Below are 23,126 nucleotides of genomic sequence, written 5' to 3' on the forward strand. Positions count from 1 at the left end.
CGCGTTCGATCTCTCATCGCGTACCTCTACCTAATCCACGTCAATGCTGAGATGCAGCGGTATGAGACCAACGGCGAAGGATGCCGGCGCAGCCGGCCATTGAAGACATTGCGAATGTGTCGACTGCATCAGAGGCTTGAGATGTTCGAAAACGGAAATACTAGGAACCATCTTCAATTCCTCCTGCTGCTACAACCCAAATCACACGTCTCGGATCAGCTTGTACTGCCAAAACGGCCACGATGACTTGCACGGGAAAAAGTGCTCATCAGGCTTGGAGCGGAATGGACACGCCGCTCAGCGACGATCTTGGCGAGAGACGCGTAAGCCAGAGTGAACCAGAACATGTCGTTCAAGGCGGGATCCAGGATCACCGTTTCGGAGTAACTCCGGATTCCTTCGAAGACCAGCGTGACCAACGGAAACATCATGGCTTGCAGGTTTCGCGTCAAGAAGGCGCGAATTGCGTTCAGACCGGCGACGCCCCACATGAAGATCCCAAGGCAAAGTCCGGGAACACCGAGTTGCAAACGTAGATCGATCCAGAAGTTATGAGCATGGGGACAGGGCCAAAGAAGAATCAATTGAACCTGCTTGGCAAAGACCGGCATGCCCCAAGCACCGTGCCCATAACCGAAGAACGGCTTCTGATCGATCAGCATGAACGCAAGCCGCCAGACGTCGCTGCGACCCGTCAACGTCGAGTCGCGTCCGAAAACGGCGAGAATAGAACCTAAGGAATTGATGACGAAGTATCCCGCGATACCAAAAATGATTCCAAGCAGAACCGCCATCAGCCGATCCCGCACCATGGGAATGATATTGACACAGTAGAACAGGATGCCGACGATCAACAGGGAAGCTATCATCGTGGTGACGGAATTGGCGAGAACCAGCAGAATAGTCGCCAGACCGCAGATGGCCAGCACGAGATGCCGCGGCATCGCCTTCATCCACCACATGCAAATGCCGTAGATCAAGCCGAGGCACGCGACTCCACCAAGCGAATTCTTGTGCCCCATACCGCCCCGCCATGTTCCAAAGAGGCCACGGCCATCGCTGCTAGCGCCGAGAGGAGGGTAGCCCACGATGATCAGCAGCGACCCCATCAAAGAAAACAGCAGAGCATAGAATAGGATCTTCATTCCTCTTCTATCCTGCAGCATTTCCGCCAGAAAAATAGCGTAGAGCGCGAAGATCAAAAGCCGGCCGGACCGATTGAACGATAGGCTGGGAATTTCGGCCCAACGCGACGTCACCATGCACCAGCCGATGAACAGGAAGATCGGCCAGTTTCGTAGGAGCGGTGCCAGCGAGTGCGGAAGACCGCGGGCGAAGAGCCCCAGGATCAGAACGAGAATGAGAGCCAGAATGACCGTCGTATCGCGCGATACCGTGATCTGAACCGCACCTATATTGTTGGTGCTGCCGGCGAGATAGGTCATGAGCGGAAAGAACGTGCCGAAGACCGGCGAGGCCAGAACGACGACCATCAGCCAATCCATCTTCGTCAGGCGATCGGGGTCTCGCGGCCGCCGCACTCTTGCATATCGGGCATTCGAAGCTGCAATGGACATGGAGGCTGCCGTTCTCTCATGCGTTTCGACATCGACGCGATGACGATGTCGGACCGACAGCTCGATCAACGCCCGAATGAGCCGTCGTCGAACTCTTTCAGGCGTCCCCAATGGACGGTATCGATACCCTCCCGGATCACCTTTGCCGGGTTCCCACCGACGATCGTATGGGGCGGAACGTTCTTGACGACGACCGCGCCCGCCGCGACGATGGAATGGTCGCCGATCGTGATGCCGGGCATGATAATCGAGTGGGCACCGATCTGGCAGTAACGACCGATCCGTGTGTCGGTATGAAGGCGCCGAATGTAGTCGTGGCTCAGAATAGCCGCACCGAAGGAAACCGCCGTTCCCTCCCCGATGTGGATGCCGGTCGGATGCGACTTGTCCAACTTGGCCTTCAGAGAGATCAACGTATCGGGATGGATATCCATTTTCCAGTACTTGGTATAATAGGCCCAGGTACAGCGAATGACGAGACGGCGGAGATAGTTTCGAAAACGAACGACTTTCAAAGCCATTTTGTCAATTGTCCTTTGCCCGCGCGCCCGCTAGTTCTGTCGCATCGCGAATAGCCGATTGCCGCCCGATTGGCCACCCGTGCGCCGAAACGCGCGATCCACGCCGCAGGCTCGGGCCTATGCGGCGGTCCATCGGGCAGAGCGCTTTGGAAGAGGGAAAGCGTCACGGGATTCGTCTCTCGGAAAGGCCCAAGCCCTCCAAGCCCCGGCGAGCGAGGCTCGTCAGCGGCTTCTCCGCCACGACATGGTAGACCATGCCTGCGAGAATGCCAGCGAGCGCGGTCGCGGCAACGGCGAGTTCGATGGGGAGGCTCCGACCGAAGACGCGGTTCAGGACCTGAAGCGAGATGGAAATGATGACGGGGTGAACGAGATAGATCGCGTAAGACGCCGCACCGAAAAAGGTCAGAGCACTCGCGAGCTTCAGGGGACGGTTCCATTCGATCTCGACCATGCCGAGCACGAAGAGCGTGGCGGAAAGGCCGAACAGGATGCGCTGCGGCAGCACAGCCGTCGGATTGAGCTCCGGCAGAAGGAGCAAAAGAGTGAAGCTCGCGATCCCGGCCGAGGCGACGATGCCGGGCATGGGGATCGTCCGATTTCGCAACAGGATGGCAGCACCGACGCCCATGATGAATTCGAGATTGAACGGCGATAGGACGAAGCCGACGAGGTGTGGATAAGGTCCGCCGAATGATGCTGCCAGGATGGCCGCCGTCCAGAGAGGCATAAGCCAGAGCCCCGCGCGCCCGATGAGGATGACCAGGGCGAACACGAGGTAGAAGAAAATCTCGTGGACGAGCGTCCAGGCGACGCCGAGAACGGGCGGCTCGGGATAGGGCAGGAGAAGAAAAGACATGACGATGTTGACGGGGTCCCTCTGGGAGGGAATTCCGCCGCTTGGAATCGCGAAATACAGGACGCTGAGCGGGATGAGAACGCCCCAATAAGGCGGGTAGATGCGCAGGAACCGCTTGACCGCGTAGTGACCGAGCTTGGCCTTCTCACCGATATCGCCCCAGTGGACCCAGGCGATAATGAAGCCGCTGAGGACGAAGAAGAAATCGACGCCCGCGTAAAAATAGGCGAGATGCCCGCCGAAGGGCACCGCGTCGTAGAAGCGCGGCTGCTCCATGATGGAGCCGGCATGGTGGAAGACGACGAGACAGGCAGCGACGCCGCGCCCGATCTCCAACGATCCGATGCGCCTCTGTCCCTGCTTCGATCCGAGTCCGACGGTGAGAATGGTTCATACTCCGGTCAAGGGTTCATGGGCTTCTCGCGACGCCGGCTCGTGAAGGCCGGCACCGCAACCGCATGTCGATGCCCTCGCACCTTACCAGGCGCGCTGAGGCGTCCGCGCGACAGATGCCAGCAGTGCCTCGGTTTCGCGAGCGGCCTTCGCCCAGGAAAACCGCGCGACGTTGGCAGTCCCTTCCCCGCTCAACCGCTCGGCGACGTCCGCCCTCTCGAAGACCTCGCGCATCGCGTCCGCAAGCGAGGCGGGATCGTGCGGGTCGATGTAGCGGGCGCCGGCGCCTCCAACCTCGCGCAGGACCGGTATGTCCGAGCAAATCACGGGAACGCCGAGCGTCTGGGCTTCGAGGACGGGAAGGCAGAAACCTTCGGTCAGCGAGGTGTTCACGTAGACATGCGCATGGGCATAGGCGCTTTGCAGATCCTCATTGGAGAGCGAGCCGGCCTGCAAGAGATCCAGATCGGCTCGGCCCGCAAGAAGTTGCGGCAGCACGCCGAACTCGTCGCGCCCGACCAGCACGACGCGGGGCCGCAAGCCGGTATCGGCAAGACGCTTTAAGGCCTCGACAAGAAGTTGCACGTTCTTGTTCGGCGTGATGTTGGCGACGACCAACGCGTAGGGTTTGGCGAACGCTGGCGCCGGCGGCAAAGTCGGCGCGGCGTCGATGGGAGACGCCTCGTGCACGACCTCCACCCGTCCCGCCAGATCCGGATAGGCCGCCAGCACGTCCTGACGTGTCGCCTCCGAGACGGCGAGGAGCCGGCCCGCGGCGCGGAAGCCTCGTGCCGTGAAATGCTCCCACTGTAGGCGCTGCCGGGCGTTGAAAAGATGAGCGTGGGTCACACGATATAGATCGTGAATCGTCACCACGCTCGTTTTCATTCCCGCTACCATCGCCGTCGGCTGGGGATGAAAAATTGCTGCGCAGCCGAAGCGTCGGGCGATGCGGGGAACCTCGATCGTGCTCTGCAGCAGCGCCAACGTTTCGTTTGACCGTACGCTGCGATGCACCATCTGGATGCCGAGCGAATGGACGTCCGATGGCAGGCGATCGATATCCCAATTGGTTGATAGGACGTACTCGAACTGCCCCTCGCGCACGAGCGCCCGCAGGATCTGCCAAGTGTAGACCGAGATGCCGGTGATGCGGTTCGGCATGGGGCTGAAATGATTGACGAGAATACGAGTCATGTCTTTGCTCCCATCGATCGCGTCTCGGTCGAGGCGGTCACGATCTCCATCAGCCGCACGGCTCTCGCGCGCCAATTGTCGGCGGACGCATCGGGTTTGGCGTTGCGGCGTGCGGCCGGGTCGTCGCGCAGACGCCGGACCAGAGGCCCGACCTCCTCGGCGGAGCCGACGAGATGGAGAGAGGCGGAGAGGTCGCGGGCCTTCGGGATATCCGTCGAGACCACTTCCAATCCTGAATTCAGACAGTGATAGAAGCGCAGGGGATCGATATAGCGCGTCAGCTGCGATCCGGTCGCATAGGGCGCGAAGGTCACGCGAAAGGCTCCGAGGATCGAAGGAAGATCCCGGTTCACGTAGGCCCCGCGATACAGGACATTCGGCCGGGACCGCTGGAGATCGGCAAGGTCCGCCGCGACGGCGGGATCGTTTTCGGATATCTGACCGAAGATTTCGAAGGTCAGGTCGGGATTCAGTTCGGCGGCGCGGGAAAGAATATCGAAATCGATCCGGCGATCAAGACTTGCAAGGATCAGAACCTTGCAGAAATTTGGCTCGGCCCGCTTGATCGGCGTCTGGTTCGAGGCGTTGCCGAGATGGAGCGAGCGGGGGAACAACTCTTTCAGCGAAGGCGCCGCATGCACGACGAGGTCCGCCCCCCCGAGCAGCAGGCGCTGGCCGAGTTCCATTCGGCGCCGGCGCAGGCCCGTACGGTTGTACAGCAGATCGTCGTGCATATCGAAGCACCACAGCCCGCCGATCGTGGCACGGAGAACCCGGCTGAGAACGGGGAAGACGAGGTTGGTGGAGTTCAGCACAAGGAGCGGCCTCTTGCCTCGAAAGGCCTTGCGCGCATGAGCGAGGAAACCGGGAAGGGAGAAGCTCTTCGCCTGGTCTGGAGAGGACATCTCGCAGACGACCGGACGGCGTTTGAGAAAGACGTAGGCCACGTCGTGACCGAGCGCCTGAAGTTCCTCGGCGAGGGGCAGGCGGAAGTCCGTTGCGGGGTTGCGGCAGGTGAGGAGTACAATGCGCCACCGCTGCCCGCGATCACCTCGTGCGGAAGGGTCGGTTGAGATCATGGCTCTTCGCTTTTGCGACCTGGGATGGACAAAAATTTTGACGTGCTGGCCTCACGCGAGACTGCATGACGTCCTGCTTATGGACCGGAACCTTCGCAATTGCGAGATGGGACGATCAAGTGCCCCTTCGGGACAGGTCAATTATCCCCCTCCTTCCGGCGCCCCATAGACTGCACGGCGGCAGAACATAAGGAGCCGCCATGCAAAGTTTCTTCGAAGCCTATCCCGCCAATTCCGGCCGCACGCAGTTCGCGCCGCCCTTTGCGGACCATGTCGACCACGTGGTGCTCGCCGCCGGCATCCTTCTGCGACTTCCCATTCCAACCGGCGCGCAGTTCGCCGTGTTCAGCTTCGACGGCGACGTTCGCGTGAAGCCGGGCGCTCTCGACACCCTGCTCGAGCTTCCCGTCACCAGCACGGCGGTTGGACGGGGCTCCGAGCTCAATCCCTCGGCGCGGCGTCTGACGCCGCCACAGGGAGGGACACCTTTCACCCATCTTTGCCTGCGCGCGTTTGACGCCTGCAACGGCTCTGTGAGCTTCTTCGCATGAGGGCCTCCTTTTCGGGATACGGCTTCGCCCGCGGGAGCCGAGCACCGGCGATCGGGCTCACCGGCCACGCGGTCGACAAAACGGCACCGGCCGGCACATTGGTCGGCACCGTCGTTCCGCCGGGACCGGGTTGGACCGTGCATCTGGCCGACGATGCCGGCGGGCGCTTCGCCCTCGATGCCGGCCGAATCGTCGTCGGTCCGACGGCGCTGAATCGGGCGGAGCAGCCCAGCCCCGCCATCCTTCTGGCCGCAACCGACGGCCGCAGCGCCAGAGCCTCGCGGGTCGCGGTCGACGTGATGCGGCCACTTCCCGCGCTTCCGCTCGCGGCCGGCGCGAGGTTGGCTGCGGTCGGCGACAGCCTGATCGGCTACAACAATTACGGCGGCGTTGCGATAGGGTCGGACAAGGCTGCCCCGAGTTTTGCCTACGGCTATGTCGAGCAAGCGCTTGCCATCGATCCGCGATGCGACTTCGACAGCTGGTACGACCCCGCCGACCCGAACGGGCGCAATCTGTCCGGCGCGAACCACGGGATCTTCGGCGACCACATGGATTGGACCCAACCTGGGTTCGGAGGCGGCATTCTGGGCCGTCTGCCGGCCGTAATCGCGCGGGGACCGAGCCTCCTTCTCCTCGGTGGAGGCTCCAACTCGATCAATTCCGGCGACCTGCGCGGAACGGCGACGCCCGCGAGCGCAGACTACGTGATCGATCGCCTCGATGCCGCTCTGCGCCTCGCCCGCTCGGCCGGCATCCCGGTCGTGCTCGCGACGCTCTGCCCCAGGGGCGACTGGCCGGCGAATGACGGCCGTCACCGGACGCTCGCCGACGTCAACATCTGGATACGCGCGCAAGCGTCGCGCGCGGGGATCGTCGGCCTCTGCGATCCCTATGCGCTCTTGGCGCCGAACGGCATCCTGAACCCGGCTCTCTACATGGCCGACAAGACACATCTCAATCCGCGCGGAGCCTTCCTCGTCGGGTGGGATCATCTCCTGCCCATCCTTCGAGAGGCCGTCTCTCCCCGCGCAAACCCCGATCCGGACGCGGCGATCGCCAATCTCCTGCCGGACTCGCAGGCCAAGCTCCAAGGGACGAACGGGATACGACTCGGCTCTCCCATCCCGTCCGGAAGCCTAGCTGCTGGGTTTAGCGTCCAAGTCATACGGAACACGGGGGCGATCGTCTGCTCGAAGGAGATCGTATCGGGCAATACGGAAGCGCAGGTTCTCGACATCACGCCGGCCGATACGTCCGTCCCCGCCTTCGGGCAGGTGGAGGTCATGGTGCCTCTTGTCGTGCTGCCCTCCCCGACTGTCGGCAAATGGTATCGGGCAACGCTTTTCGTCGAGATCCAGGGCGCGGAGGCCCTGTCCACGGCACGGCTGAGCGCGGCCCTGCGCACGAACGGCAACTCGACGAACCATGCCATCGCCTATGCGATGTCGGCCTTTTCTCCCGAACTCGGCTCCCCCATCGCCGCGGATCGCAGCTTCTGGATCCGCACCAAGCCCCTTCAGGCGCCGGTCGAGGTCGTCTGCGATCGGCTCTCCGTCGCTCTTTCGCTCTACTTCGCCAAGGGTGCCGGCGTCTTCCGCGTCAAGCTGACCCGGCTCGCCATCCGCGACGTTCCAGATCCGCGCCCTGCCTGGGGCTACCAGTCCATCGCGGACCGCGGCTCCTCGCCCCTATAGCGACCACGGGCACCCGGGGGGAGCACCTTCGGGTGCCCGTGGTCGCTGGGTTTCCGTGGAAGCTCAGTCCGGCTCTACCAATGCGGGACCAGGATGCGCTCGCGAGCTGATCGCCTGCGATCTGCCGATCCGAAGCCCGCAAACGCGCGTTTGCCGACGCTGGACTCTTACGTTGCACCGGATCCGGCGCGTTTTCCCCAGACATGCTTAAAATCTAGTTAAGATGATTCTTGCCATTTGTAGAGCAGGACTCTGCTGTCATTGACTATGGAACTGCAGCTTTCTCCGCATCGTTTAACAGCAGAATCTCATCCCTTGCTTATCATCTTGTTGCAACCTGAAGCCTATAGGTGTTGCCGAACCGCCACGCCCATGCGGCCGTCGAGTTTTGAGCGGTGGACACCGCGTTCATTACCGTCAAGAGTCTGCCGTCGGAACGACATTTCCGAAATCGGGGCCGTTTATCTATGTTTTTTGCGTCCATCTCCGTCGGGAAGGGTCTTCGGACACTGATCTCGCTGCCGCTGATCGTCGCAATGTCGGGCTGCACCTCCTTGCCGCGCTCCGGTCCGGACGATGGCGCGATCAAAAGCCAGGCGACGCTTCACTATACCGCCGACAAAAAGAAGCCGCTGACGGACTATGTTCTCATCGACCTCACCGAAAACGCCCTGACCTACTTCCCCTTCACCCGCAAGAAGGGACTTCGCGACAGTTTCGGAGCGACGCGCAAAGGCCCGCCGGAATTGCCGCTCGGGGTCGGCGACATCGTGGCCGTGAGCCTCTTCGAATCGTCCGCCGGCGGCTTGTTCATTCCGTCCGAGGCCGGCTCGCGTGCGGGCAATTTCATCACCCTGCCCAACCAGACCATCGATCGGGACGGGACGATCTCCGTACCCTATGCCGGCCAGATCAACGCCGTCGGGCAGACGCCGGCGGAGGTTCAGGAGGTCATCGAACGGCGTCTGGCGGATCGCGCGATCGAGCCCCAGGCGGTCATCACGCTTGTCGAGAAAAAGTCGAGCCAGGTGTCCGTCCTCGGCGACGTCAACCAGCCGGCCAAGCTGGAAATGAACCAGGCCGGCGAAAGCGTGCTCGACATGATATCGCGCGCCGGCGGCATCAGTGGCCCCGCAACGGAAACCGAGATCACGCTCCAGCGCTCGAACACGACGGCGACCGTGGCCTTCAAAGACCTCGTCGACAAACCGAAGGAAAACATCTTCGTCTATCCGGGCGACGTCGTGTACGTGAGCCGCGAGCGGCGCACCTATCTCGCCTTCGGCGCGTCCGGCCTGAACGGCCGCATCGATTTCGAGGAATCCGACCTGACGCTCGCCGAAGGCGTCGGCAAGGCCGGCGGCCTCCTCGATGCGCGCGCTGATCCTGGCGAGGTCTATCTCTATCGTCTCGTCGATCCGGCCATTCTTGCTTCGATGGGCTTCCCGGTCACGGCGAAGTCGGGCGCCGGGTTCCCGACGATCATTCGCGCGAACATGCGCGATCCTTCGACCTTCTTCCTCGCCCAGCAGTTCCCGATGCTCGACAAGGACATCATTTACGTGTCCAACGCGGACTCCGTCGAGGTCACCAAGGTCCTGGATATCGTGAACTCGGTGTCGGGCGGTGTTTCCGGTCCGGTGGTCGATGTCGCGGCGGGCCGGACAGCTGGACGGTTGCTCAAGAACTGACATCACAGGCCTCCGGCAGGCTTGCCTTGCCGGAGGCCGCGTTCGACGGGCGCGGACCAGTCTTCATTCTGAAGAGGTAACCTTTACCTCCGTAAGCGCTACGAAGTTTGTGCAATGCACACACTCGTGGCGGGCTGCAGCAGACGGCAGCCGGCATTCACTTGGACATGCTTTACGGAAGAATGCGATGGACGCTATATTGAAGCGTAAGCGCACGGGCTCGATAACACGTCGTACGCTCATGCAGAGCCTCGTCGGCCTTGCCGGATCAGGCATCAGCACGAAACCAAGTCCGGCAGGCGAGACCACCATCGCTCCCTCGGAAGGCCTTCGCGCCCATGCCGAGCGGCGCGGCCTTCTTTTCGGCTGCGCCGTCCAGAAGCGCCTTCTCGACGAAAATGCTGAGCTGAAAGCTGCCGTGATCCGCGAGGTCGGCATTCTCGTTGCGGAGAACGAGATGAAGTGGCGTCCGCTGCAGCCGGAAGCGCGGCCGGTGGACTATCGGCGGGCCGATGCGATCGTCGATTTTTCTAAGATGAACGGTATGACGATGCGCGGCCACACCGCCGTCTGGCACCAGAACCCACCGGTTTGGGCCGAGGCTTTGCTGACGGGTCCGGGCGGCGCCAAGCTGATGCTCGATCACGTCCGCACGGTCGTCGGTCACTTCAAAGGCCGGATTCTCGAATGGGATGTCGTGAACGAGGCGATCGAGCCGACGGATGATCGCGACGACTTACTGCGTGCCTGGCCGCTCTACGAGAAGGGCGGGTACGACTTCATCGCGGATTGCTTCCACGCTGCGCATGAGGCCGATCCGAACGCGCGCCTCGTCTACAATGACTACGATCTCGAATACGATACACGGCCGCAAGCTCTGCGCCGCAAAGGCACTTTGCGGCTGCTCGGCGAATTGAAGCGCCGCAATGCCCCGATCCACGGACTCGGCATCCAGAGTCACTTGACGATCGGAAACCGGTTCAACGACCGCGTCTTTCGGCAATTCCTTGCCGAAGTCGCAGGTATGGATTTGCGGATCACGCTGACGGAGATGGATCTCAGCGACCGCCGCCTGGAGGGATCGACGCGCTATCGCGACGAGAAGGTCGCCGAGGCGGCGAGCCAATTCCTGTCCGTGGCTTTCGATGAGCCATCGACCACGGGCGTTCTAACCTGGGGCCTTTCCGACCGCTTCAGTTGGCTGAACGAGGGACGACCGCGGTCCGACCGCGGCATCCAGCGAAGCCTTCCGCTAGACGAGAACTATGTCCGCAAACCGGTTTGGGCCGCGATGGCCGCCTGTTTCGACAATGCTCCGCCGCGCCGCTGATGCGCGGGGGATCTGTCAGATTGTGTATGGCGGTGGTTGCCGGCCTTCTCTCGGCCAAGCCAGCGCTTTCGGAGGCACCCGCACCGCTGCGGATTCTCGCCTTCGGTACGTCCCTCACCGCGCGAGGCGGCTGGCAAGTTCCTCTTCGAACGGCGATGGCGCTTTGCCTGAAACGGCCGGTCGAGGTCGAGACCGTGGCGCTCAGCGGCTCGACCAGCCGGTGGGCGCTGACGCAGGTGAAGGAAGTGGCTAATCATCGTCCCGACATCGTGCTCGTCGAATTCTCTGCCAACGATGCCGCTCTCGATCGCTTCCTGAGTCTGGGCGAGAGCCGAAAGAACATGGCGCATGTATTCGACGAACTAAGGACGGCGCTGCCGGAGGCGAGGGTCTATTCCATGGGAATGAACCCGATCATTGGGCTTCGAGGCTTCGTGCGTCCATTCCTCGGCGACTACGTCGAAGCCCATCGGCGACTTGCGGCCGACAGAGGATTCGGCTTCGTCGATTTTCGCCCCTTCTGGGGCGCTATGCCCGATGGTGAACTCGAGGCGGCGATCCCCGACGGCTCGCATCCCGACCCCGCGGTTGCGAGCACCATCATCGTTCCCGAACTCGTCCGGCATCTTGCCGGGCCCTGCCGCAGCAACGGCAACGCGACACCGCCGCACGTCATTCAAGGAGAGCTCGCACCGTGAAGATCATGATCTGGAATGCGGCCCGCGGCGGCATGCGAAGCGTCGTCGAAGCCTACCAGCGGGACGGCTTCGTAGAGGCCGAAAACGTCACCCTCATCCATTCCTACACGGATGCCGGAACCATCGCCCGCCAGATCCTGCTCTTGCGGGCTCTGGCCAGCTACATCTGGACGCTGGCGACGAAGCGGGTGGACCTTGTCCATATTCATGCGGCCATGCGCGGGAGCTTCTGGCGCAAGGGGCTCTTCTCCTCGCTCGCACGAATGTTCAAAGTGCCGGTCATCCTTCATCTCCACGGATCGGAGATGAAGCTTTTCTACGGGTCGCAAAGACCCGCGGTACAGAAGATGATCCGGGGGCATCTGGAAAAGGCTGACCGGGTCGTCGTCCTTTCGCAGAGCTGGAAGGATTTCGTCTCCAGCATCGCGCCGGCCGCGCGCATCTCCGTCGTGCCGAATTACGTCACGCTGCCCGATCTTCCAGGTCAAGCGGCCCAGAACCCACGCGACATCCTGTTCCTCGGCCTGATCGGCCCCCGCAAGGGCACGTTCGACCTTATCGAATCCTTTGCCTCGATCGTTCCGAACCACGAGGGTGCGCGACTGATCATCGGCGGGAACGGGCAGGTCGACGAGGCCGCCGTGCTGATCCGCGAACGAGGGCTGGATGGACACGCAGTCCTCGCCGGCTGGGTCGACGGTGCCAAGAAGACCGAGCTTCTTGCCACGAGCGGCATCTACGCCCTCCCCTCCTATAACGAGGGCTTGCCGATGAGCGTTTTGGAAGCGATGGCGGCGGGCCTTGCCGTCGTGACGACGCGCGTCGGCGGCATTCCCGAACTCGTCACCGACGGCGTCGACGGCATCCTTCTGGAGCCCGGCGACAGGGTCGGCCTGTCTCGTGCTCTCGATGCGCTTCTCGGTGACGACAAGATGCGCCGCCGCATCGCCGAAGCCGGCCGCGCACGGATCGAGGCTCAGTACAGCAACCATGTCGTCTTGCCCATGCTTCACACCATCTATGCCGAAGTCGCTCGCCCCGCTCATTGACGCTTGGCGCTGGACGGACCGGCCGGGTGACAAAGAAAGGGTTAGTCCGCGCGCCGGACACTTGGATTGGCAGTGAGAGAGCATCCCCGCGGCCCTGCCTAGATCAAACGGAAGCCTAAAGGGGAATGGAGGGCCTCGAGGTGGAAGGCCAAAACATGCCGGCCGGCAGGTGCCATCGCTTTTGGTCCCCCCTTCAGCCCGTGAGCCCTGCATCCGTTACAGGGGATCGACCTCTTCCTGCACCTCGCAAGACCGAATGCGATTATGTTGCGGAATCGGCCATCCGGCGATGCAATTCTCGACTGGATATCTCGGCATCCGTTTTCGCATCCGAAACGATACGGACCATCGGCTTTCACAAACTTTTGTTATGATCACGTTTGATGACCGAAAGGCATACGAGACAACCGTGTGTCTGCTCGGAGCCACTTGAGACAGCACGAGGCCAGATTTCGCGCGCCTTCCTTCCGCAGCGTAATGTTGAAGAACGACTTTTGATTATTCAAACAAAATTCCGTCCCGTTTAAGGCGAAAAGAGTTAAACAAAATCAACGACATACTTTGCTGTGGCAGAGGTCAAGGCACCGCCCGCAGGGCTCGGCTGGCCGCTGCGGCAGGAGTTCGTTCATAAGGAAACGCTCCACCGCAGCCGCGTCTTGTTCACAACACTCGACGCAAAGATCTCTAAATTTTTAGCGTTGTGATACAAACTTGCCACAAACGTTGAAAGTTTTAAGTACGATCAGTCTCGCTAGGCATCGTTCGTTCTTAACCATCGGTACAAAGCGGAACTTTTTGTGATCGCTATTTCGGCACCCTCCCGTTGCACATCCCTAACATTCTGTTAAGACTTCGTTGCATTCACGCTGTCCTCTGTAACTCGACATTCCGAGCGACGAACCGTGAAGCTTGGGCTTGATATTTGCTGAGTGACTTCAGTCACACTAGGAGTTGACGAGATGGCTATCGTGTACGATCCGACGATTTATGGTGGCAGCGCTGACAACATCATCTACGCCGGCGGCGGCAATGATCTTGTCTGGGGCGGCGCGGGCGACGACAAGATCTTCGGCGGAACAGGCGACGACAAGATCTACGGCGGCGCGGACGACGACCGTCTCGAAGGCGGTGAAGGCAATGACATCCTGCGTGGCGACGAAGGCGACGATCGCCTGCTCGGCGACGAAGGCGACGACAATCTCGATGGCGGAATCGGCAACGACAATCTGTCCGGTGACGAAGGCAACGACGTCTTGAACGGCGGCGCCGGCAACGACATTTTGAGCGGTGGAATCGGCAACGACTATCTTTACGGCGGCACGGGCGACGACTTTCTCGCGGGCGGCGAAGGCGACGACACGCTCGATGGCGCAGACGGCAACGACAACGTTCACGGCGGCAACGGCAACGACATCCTGTCGGGCGGCCTTGGCCAGGACTATCTCTCGGGCGGCGCTGGCAACGACCATCTGCAAGGTGGCGCGGGTGCGGACGAACTCTTTGGTGATGTCGGCGACGACATTCTGCGCGGCGGCGAGGGCAACGACGCCCTCGTCGGCGGAGACGACAACGACGTCCTCTACGGCGATGCCGGCCGGGATACGCTCTTCGGCGGTCTCGGTCGCGATCTTTTCTACGGCGGTGCCGGTTCCGATTCTTTCGAATTCCACACGGCCCAGGATAGCGGCCTCGGCGCAGCGGATCGCGACCGGATCATGGACTTCACGCAGGACGACATCATCGACCTTCGCCCGATCGACTCGAACCTTCTGCTTGGCGGCAACAACGCGTTCATCTTCATCGGGAGCGACGCTTTCACTGCTGCCGGCCAGTTGCGCTTCGCGATCGACGCGGAAGGCAACACGGTCATCCAGGGAAACATCGATGGCGACGCGACTACGGTCGACTTCGAGATCGAACTGAACCAGACAGCGGTTGCCCTGACGCAGGACAACTTCTATCTCTAAAATCTCGCGACTTACGAGATAGACCGAACTGAATGGCACCCGGGCGCGCAATCGTCCGGGTGTTTCAGTATGCGCGCCATCGGCTAACGGACGATCTTGGTCGATGACATTGAGTAAGGGTCGATGCCATGCCGCGTCATCGATCGGTCGCGCGAGCATCTGCCAAGCGTAGGAGTCGGCAGGCGTCGGTGCGGATTGGCACTTGAACGAGGTCTGGGACTGTCGGCGGGGCCGTCTTTTATCGTGGTCCTGCTATCCCGATCTTTGCATCACCGCCGAAGAAAACCGCGAAACGATCGCAAGTCTCGGTTGAACGCCGTCTACTTATCGCGGAACGCACGTGAAATCTGGTCGGTCAGAGGTTCGGTCAGGAAGGTCAGGACGGTGCGGTCCTGGGTCGTAATGAAGGCCTCGACCGGCATGCCCGGCATCGGCCGCAATCCCATGAGCCTGCTGAGTTCTTCGGCCGGCACCGCAATGCGGGTGGAATAGTAGCCCTGACCGCTCCGCTCATCCTGATCGATATCGGCGGAAACGAACTGGACGGTTCCAGAAATGTCTGGCGTCGTGCGTTGGTTGACCCCGGAAAACCGCAATGTCGCCTTCTGTCCCTGATGCACGTCGTTGACGTCGCGTGGGGTGATACGGGCCTCGACGACCAGCTTCTCGTCGCTCGGCACGATCTGAAGCACGGTTTCGTTCGGCCGGACGACACCACCGACCGTGTGAACCGCGAGTTTGTGGATGACGCCGTCGAGCGGCGCTTTCAAGGTCGAGCGGTCCAGCTCTTCGGTGGCAGCCGCGCGGCGCTCGATTAGCTCGGAGAGTTGCGTGCGCGCCTCCGAAATCTCCTGAGAGGCCGTCTGGCGAACGTCGTGATCGATCTGAAGCTTTTCCAGATGAAGAGCAGCAATCCGACCCTTCGCTTCGGCAACCGCCGAAATGAGCCGTCCAAGTTCGCCTCTGGCATTCGCCTTCTGGCGCTTCAGATCGCTCGAGCGCGCTTTCGTGACAAGCTTCTTCTGAAGAAGCGCCTCGATCCCCTCAAGATCTTCGTCGATCAGGGCAAGCTGCTGTTCGATCGCCAGGATCTGCTGCTGAAGCCCGAGAATGGTCTGATCAAGTTCGCCGATTTTTTCGGTAAGCTGAGCCTTCTGCCCTTCCCGGCTTGCCCGCCGCAGGTTGAACGCAAGCGTTTCGCCATCCATCGCCTTGCGCGCGTCGGGATCGCTTGAGCGGAAGAGAAGTTCGGCGGGAAAGACAATTTTGGCATTGGAGGCCTGCTCGGCCTCGTCGCGCGCCTGCCGCGCAAGAATTTCATCGATTCGCTTCAGGATGATCTGAAGGTTTGAATTGGCCTTCGTTGCATCGAGCTGAATCAACGTCTGACCCGCAGAAACGTGATCGCCTTCCCGGACGAGAATCGTGCTGATGACGCCGCCCTCGGGATGTTGGATCTGCTTGACGTTGTCGACGACGACAAGAACGCCCTGCGCGATGACCGCGCCGGCGATGCGTGTGGTAGCCGCCCAGCCGCCGACGACGCCGAAGAGAACGAAGATGAGCGCGGCGCCGAGGATGAGATGCCGGCGGATCGAGAGGTGGATCGGTGACGGCATGGCGGAACTCCTCATGCTGCGCTCGCTGCGATCTTGCCGCCGGGGGCACGGGGCGGGTCGATCTCGCGGTTTGGTGCCCACTTTCGGGGAGACGTGTCGGTGATCTTTGCTGCACTATCCGCACGTTCCGCGGGTGCGAGGAGCTTGCCGAGAATGTCGTTCTTTGGCCCGAAGGCTTGGACACGGCCCTCGCCCATGAGAAGCACCAGCGACATGGCCGCAAGTGCACTCGGCCGGTGCGCGACGACGACGGCGATGCCGCCACGCTCGCGCACGCCCATCAGAGCCTGCGTTAGCGCATCCTCGCCCTGCGAGTCCAAATTGGAGTTGGGTTCGTCGAGAACCACCAGAAATGGGTTGCCGAACAGCGCGCGGGCGAGCCCAATCCGCTGGCGTTGGCCAGCTGAGAGGGCCGCTCCGCCCTCGCCGACAGGCGTGCTGTAGCCTTCGGGTAGACGCAGGATAAGATCGTGGACCCCAGCCTGCGTAGCCGCTTCTACAACCGACTGCGGCGAGGCGTCGGGATCGAACCGAGCGATGTTCTGTGCAACGGACCCGGGGAACAGCTGCACGTCCTGCGGCAGGTATCCGATGTGGACGCCGAGCTTGTCGGACGGCCATTGATCCAGCGCCGCGCCGTCGAGGCGCACGCAGCCATGCGCCGGCATCCATGCGCCCACGAGGGCGCGAGCCAGGGTCGACTTCCCGGACCCGCTGGGACCGACGATACCGATCCCATCGCCCGCCCCAGCACTGAACGTGACGTCCTGGATCAAAGGCACGCGGCCGCCGGGCGCCGTTACCGAGACCTTTTCCGCCGAAAGCGCATTTGCGGGAACCGGCAGATCGAGCCGCTCACTTTCAGGTGGCATGCGCTGCAGAAAGCTTTCCAAGCGAGCCCAGCTCTGGCGCGCCGAGATGAACGACTTCCACTGACCGATCGCAAGTTCCACCGGAGCCAATGCACGCGACGTGAGAATCGAGCTGGCGATGATGATGCCACCCGTCGCCTCGTGATTGATCACCAGATAGGCGCCGACGGTAAGGACGGCCGACTGGAGCAGCATGCGCATGACCTTCGAGATCGAGCCGAGCGCTCCGGTGACGTCGGCGGCACGCTTCTGGGTCGCTGCCAGCGATGCGTTGACATCGCCCCAGATCTTGCTGAGCCGCCCCTCCATACCCATGGCCCGGGTCACCTCGGCATTGCGCTTGACGGTCTCGGATAGCTGGTTGCGCTGGCGCGAGAAATTCGACGTCTGCTCGACCGGCTTGTGAGAGAATATCTCCGTCGCGTAGGTCAGCGCCAGGAGAAGCAGACCACCGATCGTCGCCGTCCAGCCGATCATCGGGTGAAAAGCAAAGCAGATGGTCAGATAAAACGGCATCCATGGCAGATCGAACAGCGCGGTCGGCCCGAGACCGGAAAAGAAACTGCGAACCGTGTCCATGTCCCGAGCAGGCTGCGTGCTGTCCAAACCGTCGGTGTGGAGCGGAAGGCGGGTCACCGCAAAGAAGGTGCGTTCACTGGCGGCCTCGCTGATGGCGACGCCGATCCGCGCGAGAATCCGACCGCGGACGATGTCGATGACGCCCTGGAAGAGGTAGAGGACGGTGGCGATGACCGCGAGGCCGACGAGGGTCGGCACGCTGCCGCTCGGCAGAACTCGATCGTAGACCTCCAGCATGAAGAAAGATCCCGTCAGGAACAGGATATTCAACGCACCGCTAAGGATGCCGACGCCGATGAACGCGCCGCGGCATGCACGAAGGGCTTGGCGCAGTTCCGGGCAACCCGCCGCGCGCCGGTCCGTCTTACTGCGAATGGTCGCCATTCTCGAAGCCTCTCCTACCGGTGACCCCGATCCTCGACCCGTCGAAGATCTGAACATTTCAGTGGCGTTGCCCCGCTGACGTTGCACCAGTCGGCGGGTCATACCAGCGATTGCTGGATCGAGCCGCTCGTCTCGCGCACTACGCCGTCGACGCGCTCGGCACCGGACGGGTTGGGAGAGAGATTAGCTTTGGAGTGTTACCGATCTGCAAATCCAAGAGAATTTGCCTGCGCGACCCGGTCGGGGACGAGCTATGGACTGGCAGAGCGCGATGTTGCCGTAAAGCAAGTTTCTTAAACGTAACCTGCTCTTCAGCGAACGTGGAGCGATTTGCTCTCTTTCAAAAAAGGCCGGAAACCTATATGGATCTTCACAAGTGAGTGTGAGGGTTTCCATGCGCAATCGTTTGATAACGACTCTTTTGGCAAGCGGAATAGCCGCGATGAGCTTCGGCGCCGCCTTCGCGCAGGAGGGGAGCGTAGCTCAGACCGTGCCCGCCGTGACAGACACGGCTGCCGCGTCTCAGGGCACCTCCACGGGGACGCCGGCAGCGGCGGCGGCTCAGCCGACCGAAGGCCGTTCTGTGCCGGTTAGCGGGACATCCACCCAACCGGTTGCGCAAGGTGCGGCACCGGCTTCGGACAACAGCCAAACCGACTCAGCCATAACGGCATCGAGCTTCCAGACGCCCCCAAACGCCTATCTCGTAGGCGACGATCGTCTTGCTCCGACGGAAATCGAAGCTTGGCTACTGGCGCCCCGCAGCGTGATTGAAGAAACGCCGCTCGTTGCGGAGCGGACGTCGGCACGCGTGACCCGGTTGCTCGGCACGGACCAGCGCACGGTTCCGCCGATGATCCAGTTGGCGGTCGCCACCGACACCAACCCCGAGCAGCGCGCCATGATCGCAGTAGGCTTCGCACAGGCCACACGTGATGCCGAGCCGGTGGCGCCCGAATATGCGGCTTATCTTCAGGAAGCTGTGGCTCGCTCGGGCTCCGAGGCGTTAATCACCGCTTTTAACGTCGCTTTCCAGACAACCGAAATTCAGACTTCCTCCATCAACGGCCCTGCTGGTGGCCGCGGTGGCGCGGGAGCCGGATCGCTTAATGGCGGCGGTGATAGCGGCATCTCCGGCAGCGTCGGTGGTAGCGCGGTCGTCGAAACCACAAGCCCAGCCTCTGGCTCCAGAAACAGCCTCGCGGCAGTGGGTGATGATGACGATGGCGATGGTGATGATGGCGCCGTCGGGCCGGCGGGCCCCGCAGGACCTCCTGGGCCAGCAGGTCCTGGAGCTTGTAATGATGCAAGCCCGACCACTCCGGGGTGCGCTTCGATTTAGGATTTCGTTGCATCGTTGCGATGAGATGGTTTGGTAAGGATAGGTTTGCATGCGGCGCCCCTCTTAGGAGGGGCGCCGCATTGTTTTGAGTCAAACCTGTCTGTTGTAAAAACGCTTGTCGCATTCGGTTGCTGAACCTGAATACGAATTCTTTTAACGGCTTCTGATATCGCCGTGGCGTTGTATAGCTGGCGATTGTGGTACACGGTCGCCCTGAGACCAGGGTAAGGACTGTTAATGTTGTGTGTCTGCGCAAATCGACTTCGCTGCAATGCAACATTTTTTGACGGTCACGCCTTGGTCATGCCATTAGAAACTGCAACATCGGTGGGCCGTCTCGAATTCTGAACGCTCAAGATAGATTCGGTATCATCATTACCGCGATGAAGTGCTCATCGATGGTTCTCGAATTGAGTGAGGGTGCATGCTGCATTATCCCGAGTCGCGTGTGAGAGATGCCAGCCAGCCAATGGCCTCCGATCATGGCGGGTCGAGTTTCGTCGATCTCGACCACATCTTCGCGATGGTGCGTCGTCAGCTTTGGGTCGTCCTAGTCGGGCTTGTCATCGGTGCGATGGTCGGAGTGGCCTATCTCCTCTCCGCAGTTCCGCTCTACACTGCGACCTCCGACATTCTCATCGACAAAGGCCAGTCTAAGATCGTCGACGAGTTGGCCTCGGCAAGCGGCGTCTTCCAAGACGAGGCTGAGATGCTGAGCCAGGTCGAACTTCTAAAGTCTGACCAGATCGCCGACGGTGTGGAGAAGCGCCTGAGCCTCTCCGAGAATGCGGTGTTCATGGCCGGTAATCCGTCGGTTCTGCGATCCGCCATCCTTGGCATCAAGAGCCTCGTCGCCCTCGTGACCGGCGACGACGCCCTTGATCTCGACGAGGAGGCGACCACACGGGAAGAAGCCAAAGCCCTTCTTCAGAAGAATTTGACCGTGGAGCGCGTCGGCCAGACCTACGTCCTGCGGCTCGGCTACACGTCCGTTGATCCAGAGCTCGCTGCTCGCATCACAGCCGCCTATGGCGAAGCCTATCTCGACGATCAGCTCCAGGCCAAATACGAAGCAACTCGCCGCGCCAGCGGCTGGCTCCAGGACCGAATCGCAGAATTGAAGGAACAGTCTTACAATGCAGACCTTGCGGTCCAGCAATTCCGCAACGACAATGGTCTGATTGCGTCCGGCGAGCAGCTGGTCTCGCAGCAGCAGTTGAACCAGATCAACAGCCAGCTGATCGAGTCCCAGGCCCAGACATCAGAGTCCAAGGCCCGCCTCGACCAGATCAACGCGATTATTGCGACGGGCCGCACGGACTCCGTCGTTGGAGACGCGTTGTCGAGCCAGACGATCAACACTCTGCGCGACAAGTATCTCGATACCGCCCGACGAGAGACGGAGATTCGCGGAAAGCTTGGAAGCGGGCACGTCCAGGCAGTGCGACTGCGGTCGGAGATGAAAGAATACGAGCGGCTCATTTTCGGCGAGCTGCGCCGGATCGCGGATAGCTATCAGAGCAACTATACGGTCGCTCTCGAACGCGAGAAATCGCTCGAGGCGAGCCTCGCTCGCGTCGTTTCGGTGAACGCGAGCGACAACACAATGCAGGTCAAGCTACGCGAACTCGAACGCGAATCTGAGACGTTCAAGTCGCTTTACGACAACTTCCTGCAGCGCTACCAGCAAACCGTGCAGCAGCAATCCTTTCCGATCACGGATGCGCGGATCATCACACCGGCGTCCGTGCCGGACAAGCCGAGCGCGCCGAAGACGCCGATCGTTCTGGCAATGTTCATGGCCCTTGGCGTTGCCGCGGGAACGGGTTCCGCCGCCCTGCGCGAATATCGCGACCGCTTCTTCCGGGTTGGTGCGCAGGTTCGTACCGAACTTGAAACCGAGTTTCTCGGTTACACGCCTATCGTCAAGTCGCAGACAACACGCACGGATGCGGTGGTACCCTCCCTTTGGGCTCCAGGTGGAATGGCGGCCTATGTCCGCCAGCATCCAATGTCCGGCTTTACCGAAACGCTTCGCAATGTGAAGGTGGCGGTCGATCTCGCCATGCCGGATCTGTCTTGCAAGGTTATCGGCGTCGTTTCCTGCATGCCGACCGAAGGTAAGTCCACGATATCGGCCAATCTCGGCTGCCTTCTAGCCATGCAAGGCGCAAAGACGCTCCTGATCGACGGCGACCTCCGAAATCCAGGCCTGAGCCGCATGATGGCAAAGAAACCCGATGCAGGTGTTGTCGAGGTCGTTCTCGGGCAGGCGCCCGCGAATGCCACCATACTCGCCGACAGTGACGAAAAGCTGTCGCTTCTTCCTACGATCCTGAAGCGACGCGTTGCCAACACGGCCGAGATCCTGGCCTCGCCCAGCATGGCCAACCTTTTGACAGGTTTTCGATCCGAGTATGACTATGTAGTCGTAGACCTGCCTCCCCTTGGCCCGGTGGTCGATGCCAAGGCCTTTGCAGGTCGCGTGGACGCTTTCGTCTTCGTCATCGAATGGGGGCGCACGTCGCGAATGCTCGTGCGCAACATCCTGATGAACAACCCCGTCTTCCACGAGAAATGTCTCGGCGTTATTTTGAATAAGGCTGACAACAGCAAGATGAAGTTCTATCGATCTTATGGGTCGCCGGAATATTACGCATCCCGCTACAACTCCTACTATACGGACTGATCAACCACTTGCTGAGACGTGTTCTCTGGCGGGTCCTACCACCCGCGGCTCTGACCAGTTTCGGCCTTTTTGGCTGCTTTTCGCTCGTAGCGGCGCTTTCGGCTGCTCCGTGGGAGCGACTATCACAGGCTAGTATTCAATCGGGAGGTGTCCCGGTCCTTTCCGACACGTTGGCGGAGCGCCTCACGCAAAGGGTGGGTGCGACCTATGACGGGCTTTGCTTCTATGAGTTGACGAAAAGTCGCGTTGTCGTCGCCAATGCTTTGCTGCAACGATTGATCGCGAGGGCTGGGCCCGAAGCTGAACGGAGGGAGGCCAGCCGTCGCGCCCTTCGGAGCATCGTCGATGCCTTGGCCTGCCACCCGATGGACGGCGAACTCTGGTACGCGCTTGCCGTCCGCGAGCGCGACGAGGAAATGAAATCGTCCCGCTTACGCGCTTTGATGCAGATGTCCATTGATCTCGACCCGATGTCTGCCCACCTGCTGATGCAACGCTCAGCTCTCATGGCTTCGTTGATCGGGAGTCCTCAGCTCGGACAGGATCTCGGGCCGGTCGTCGATTTCCGACGGGCTCTGGCGCTGCTGCACGACGAAGACGTATTGCCCCTGCTGCGCCTTCTGGAACTCTATGGTCGGCCTGAAGTGGCTCAGGTTTTCCTGACTCAGCTTCCGATCGAACGACGCGACAGGCTCACGCGCGGACTTCTTCGAGAGCACGAGCGCGAGGAAGACGCAAACCGTGGCTACGAATTCACGCCTTTCGGGCAAGGCGACACGGCTGATAAGAAGCGTTGAAGCTTTTCGGTCACGATACGTTTGAGATCTGATCAGACGATATTGGAAGCATCGGCCTCAAAAGACGTTTGGTACGGCAGCAGCGCCTGAAAGAATCGTTACCACCTCGCGCCAACCAGAGGCGAAGGCGCATGGTCTGCCGATCATGACGGACGTTGCGAGCCCTTTGGAGTTGCGTCGGTTTGCCAAGTGGGAGCCGCACGGCCCACGGTGCAACCGATGCTGACCGTCGCCA

Annotated in this window: 18 protein-coding genes; 11 read left to right on the top strand and 7 right to left on the bottom strand. The window is 61.2% G+C overall.

Features of this window, described 5'->3' with window-relative positions; translation table 11 throughout:
- Window positions 1-215: 215 nt before the first annotated feature.
- The 5 genes from ASG62_RS12990 to ASG62_RS13010 form a co-directional block, all read right to left on the bottom strand.
- Window positions 216-1,493 (bottom strand): O-antigen ligase family protein, encoded by a 1,278-nt coding sequence (locus ASG62_RS12990; protein ID WP_162246056.1) that lies wholly within the window; start codon window positions 1,491-1,493, stop codon window positions 216-218.
- Between the two features lie 149 nt (window positions 1,494-1,642).
- Entirely contained in the window at window positions 1,643-2,098 is a 456-nt protein-coding gene (locus ASG62_RS12995) for an acyltransferase (protein ID WP_056699065.1), read from the bottom strand.
- Between the two features lie 163 nt (window positions 2,099-2,261).
- Entirely contained in the window at window positions 2,262-3,293 is a 1,032-nt protein-coding gene (locus ASG62_RS13000; protein ID WP_162246057.1) for an acyltransferase family protein, read from the bottom strand.
- Window positions 3,294-3,434: 141 nt separating this feature from the next.
- Window positions 3,435-4,547 carry a glycosyltransferase family 4 protein gene (locus tag ASG62_RS13005; protein WP_056699067.1) on the bottom strand — a complete coding sequence of 371 codons (1,113 nt, stop codon included), beginning with the start codon at window positions 4,545-4,547 and terminating at the stop codon, window positions 3,435-3,437.
- Window positions 4,544-5,362, bottom strand: a complete 819-nt coding sequence (locus tag ASG62_RS13010; RefSeq protein ID WP_156382119.1) for a hypothetical protein — start codon at window positions 5,360-5,362, stop codon at window positions 4,544-4,546. The genes ASG62_RS13005 and ASG62_RS13010 overlap by 4 nt, the downstream gene beginning before the upstream one ends.
- 36 nt (window positions 5,363-5,398) lie before the next feature.
- Here ASG62_RS13010 and ASG62_RS26490 point away from each other — a divergent pair, with 36 nt between their 5' ends.
- From ASG62_RS26490 to ASG62_RS13045, 8 genes are all read left to right on the top strand, one after another.
- Entirely contained in the window at window positions 5,399-5,620 is a 222-nt protein-coding gene (locus tag ASG62_RS26490; protein WP_156382120.1) for a hypothetical protein, read from the top strand.
- A gap of 206 nt (window positions 5,621-5,826) precedes the next feature.
- On the top strand, window positions 5,827-6,177 hold the full coding sequence (locus ASG62_RS13015) for a hypothetical protein (RefSeq protein ID WP_056699071.1): 351 nt from the start codon (window positions 5,827-5,829) through the stop codon (window positions 6,175-6,177).
- Window positions 6,174-7,874 (top strand): SGNH/GDSL hydrolase family protein, encoded by a 1,701-nt coding sequence (locus tag ASG62_RS13020; RefSeq protein WP_156382121.1) that lies wholly within the window; start codon window positions 6,174-6,176, stop codon window positions 7,872-7,874. The genes ASG62_RS13015 and ASG62_RS13020 overlap by 4 nt, the downstream gene beginning before the upstream one ends.
- Window positions 7,875-8,341: 467 nt before the next feature.
- On the top strand, window positions 8,342-9,565 hold the full coding sequence (locus ASG62_RS13025; RefSeq protein ID WP_244487678.1) for a polysaccharide biosynthesis/export family protein: 1,224 nt from the start codon (window positions 8,342-8,344) through the stop codon (window positions 9,563-9,565).
- The gene (locus ASG62_RS13030) at window positions 9,522-10,895 is read left to right on the top strand and encodes an endo-1,4-beta-xylanase (RefSeq protein ID WP_244487679.1); all 1,374 of its coding nucleotides are present in this window, start codon (window positions 9,522-9,524) and stop codon (window positions 10,893-10,895) included. Before ASG62_RS13025 ends, ASG62_RS13030 begins: the two co-directional genes overlap by 44 nt.
- Window positions 10,896-10,921: 26 nt before the next feature.
- On the top strand, window positions 10,922-11,593 hold the full coding sequence (locus ASG62_RS13035; protein WP_056699078.1) for an SGNH/GDSL hydrolase family protein: 672 nt from the start codon (window positions 10,922-10,924) through the stop codon (window positions 11,591-11,593).
- A 5-nt stretch (window positions 11,594-11,598) separates the two neighbouring features.
- On the top strand, window positions 11,599-12,642 hold the full coding sequence (locus tag ASG62_RS13040; RefSeq protein WP_244487680.1) for a glycosyltransferase family 4 protein: 1,044 nt from the start codon (window positions 11,599-11,601) through the stop codon (window positions 12,640-12,642).
- 968 nt (window positions 12,643-13,610) lie between these two features.
- Window positions 13,611-14,609, top strand: a complete 999-nt coding sequence (locus ASG62_RS13045; RefSeq protein WP_056699084.1) for a calcium-binding protein — start codon at window positions 13,611-13,613, stop codon at window positions 14,607-14,609.
- Window positions 14,610-14,929: 320 nt separating this feature from the next.
- On the opposite strand, the gene ASG62_RS13050 is transcribed toward ASG62_RS13045, so the two are convergent.
- Together ASG62_RS13050 and ASG62_RS13055 are read right to left on the bottom strand one after the other, a co-directional pair.
- Entirely contained in the window at window positions 14,930-16,228 is a 1,299-nt protein-coding gene (locus tag ASG62_RS13050) for an HlyD family type I secretion periplasmic adaptor subunit (RefSeq protein WP_056699086.1), read from the bottom strand.
- An 11-nt stretch (window positions 16,229-16,239) separates the two neighbouring features.
- Window positions 16,240-18,063 carry a type I secretion system permease/ATPase gene (locus ASG62_RS13055; RefSeq protein WP_082537481.1) on the bottom strand — a complete coding sequence of 608 codons (1,824 nt, stop codon included), beginning with the start codon at window positions 18,061-18,063 and terminating at the stop codon, window positions 16,240-16,242.
- 394 nt (window positions 18,064-18,457) lie between these two features.
- On the opposite strand from ASG62_RS13055, the gene ASG62_RS25590 reads away from it, so the two are divergent.
- From ASG62_RS25590 to ASG62_RS13065, 3 genes are all read left to right on the top strand, one after another.
- A complete protein-coding gene (locus tag ASG62_RS25590) occupies window positions 18,458-19,405 on the top strand; it encodes a hypothetical protein (protein ID WP_156382124.1) in 948 nt (315 codons plus the stop codon).
- 424 nt (window positions 19,406-19,829) lie between these two features.
- Complete coding sequence (locus ASG62_RS13060) at window positions 19,830-22,094, top strand: polysaccharide biosynthesis tyrosine autokinase (protein WP_082537483.1); 2,265 nt, start codon at window positions 19,830-19,832, stop codon at window positions 22,092-22,094.
- 194 nt (window positions 22,095-22,288) lie between these two features.
- Window positions 22,289-22,891, top strand: a complete 603-nt coding sequence (locus ASG62_RS13065; protein ID WP_156382125.1) for a hypothetical protein — start codon at window positions 22,289-22,291, stop codon at window positions 22,889-22,891.
- Window positions 22,892-23,126: the final 235 nt, after the last annotated feature.

The organism is Aureimonas sp. Leaf427 (assembly GCF_001425485.1).
In the GTDB taxonomy this organism is placed as follows: Bacteria; Pseudomonadota; Alphaproteobacteria; order Rhizobiales; family Rhizobiaceae; genus Plantimonas.

Bases quoted from the DNA above. Each gene is read 5' to 3' on its own strand.
- ASG62_RS12990 (WP_162246056.1), bottom strand. From the start codon at position 1,493: ATGGTCGTCGTTCTGGCCTCGCCGGTCTTCGGCACGTTCTTTCCGCTC.
- ASG62_RS12995 (WP_056699065.1), bottom strand. From the start codon at position 2,098: ATGGCTTTGAAAGTCGTTCGTTTTCGAAACTATCTCCGCCGTCTCGTC.
- ASG62_RS13005 (WP_056699067.1), bottom strand. From the start codon at position 4,547: ATGACTCGTATTCTCGTCAATCATTTCAGCCCCATGCCGAACCGCATC.
- ASG62_RS26490 (WP_156382120.1), top strand. From the start codon at position 5,399: ATGAGCGAGGAAACCGGGAAGGGAGAAGCTCTTCGCCTGGTCTGGAGA.
- ASG62_RS13015 (WP_056699071.1), top strand. From the start codon at position 5,827: ATGCAAAGTTTCTTCGAAGCCTATCCCGCCAATTCCGGCCGCACGCAG.
- ASG62_RS13020 (WP_156382121.1), top strand. From the start codon at position 6,174: ATGAGGGCCTCCTTTTCGGGATACGGCTTCGCCCGCGGGAGCCGAGCA.
- ASG62_RS13025 (WP_244487678.1), top strand. From the start codon at position 8,342: ATGTTTTTTGCGTCCATCTCCGTCGGGAAGGGTCTTCGGACACTGATC.
- ASG62_RS13030 (WP_244487679.1), top strand. From the start codon at position 9,522: ATGTCGCGGCGGGCCGGACAGCTGGACGGTTGCTCAAGAACTGACATC.
- ASG62_RS13035 (WP_056699078.1), top strand. From the start codon at position 10,922: ATGGCGGTGGTTGCCGGCCTTCTCTCGGCCAAGCCAGCGCTTTCGGAG.
- ASG62_RS13040 (WP_244487680.1), top strand. From the start codon at position 11,599: ATGATCTGGAATGCGGCCCGCGGCGGCATGCGAAGCGTCGTCGAAGCC.
- ASG62_RS13050 (WP_056699086.1), bottom strand. From the start codon at position 16,228: ATGCCGTCACCGATCCACCTCTCGATCCGCCGGCATCTCATCCTCGGC.
- ASG62_RS13055 (WP_082537481.1), bottom strand. From the start codon at position 18,063: ATGGCGACCATTCGCAGTAAGACGGACCGGCGCGCGGCGGGTTGCCCG.
- ASG62_RS25590 (WP_156382124.1), top strand. From the start codon at position 18,458: ATGCGCAATCGTTTGATAACGACTCTTTTGGCAAGCGGAATAGCCGCG.
- ASG62_RS13060 (WP_082537483.1), top strand. From the start codon at position 19,830: ATGCTGCATTATCCCGAGTCGCGTGTGAGAGATGCCAGCCAGCCAATG.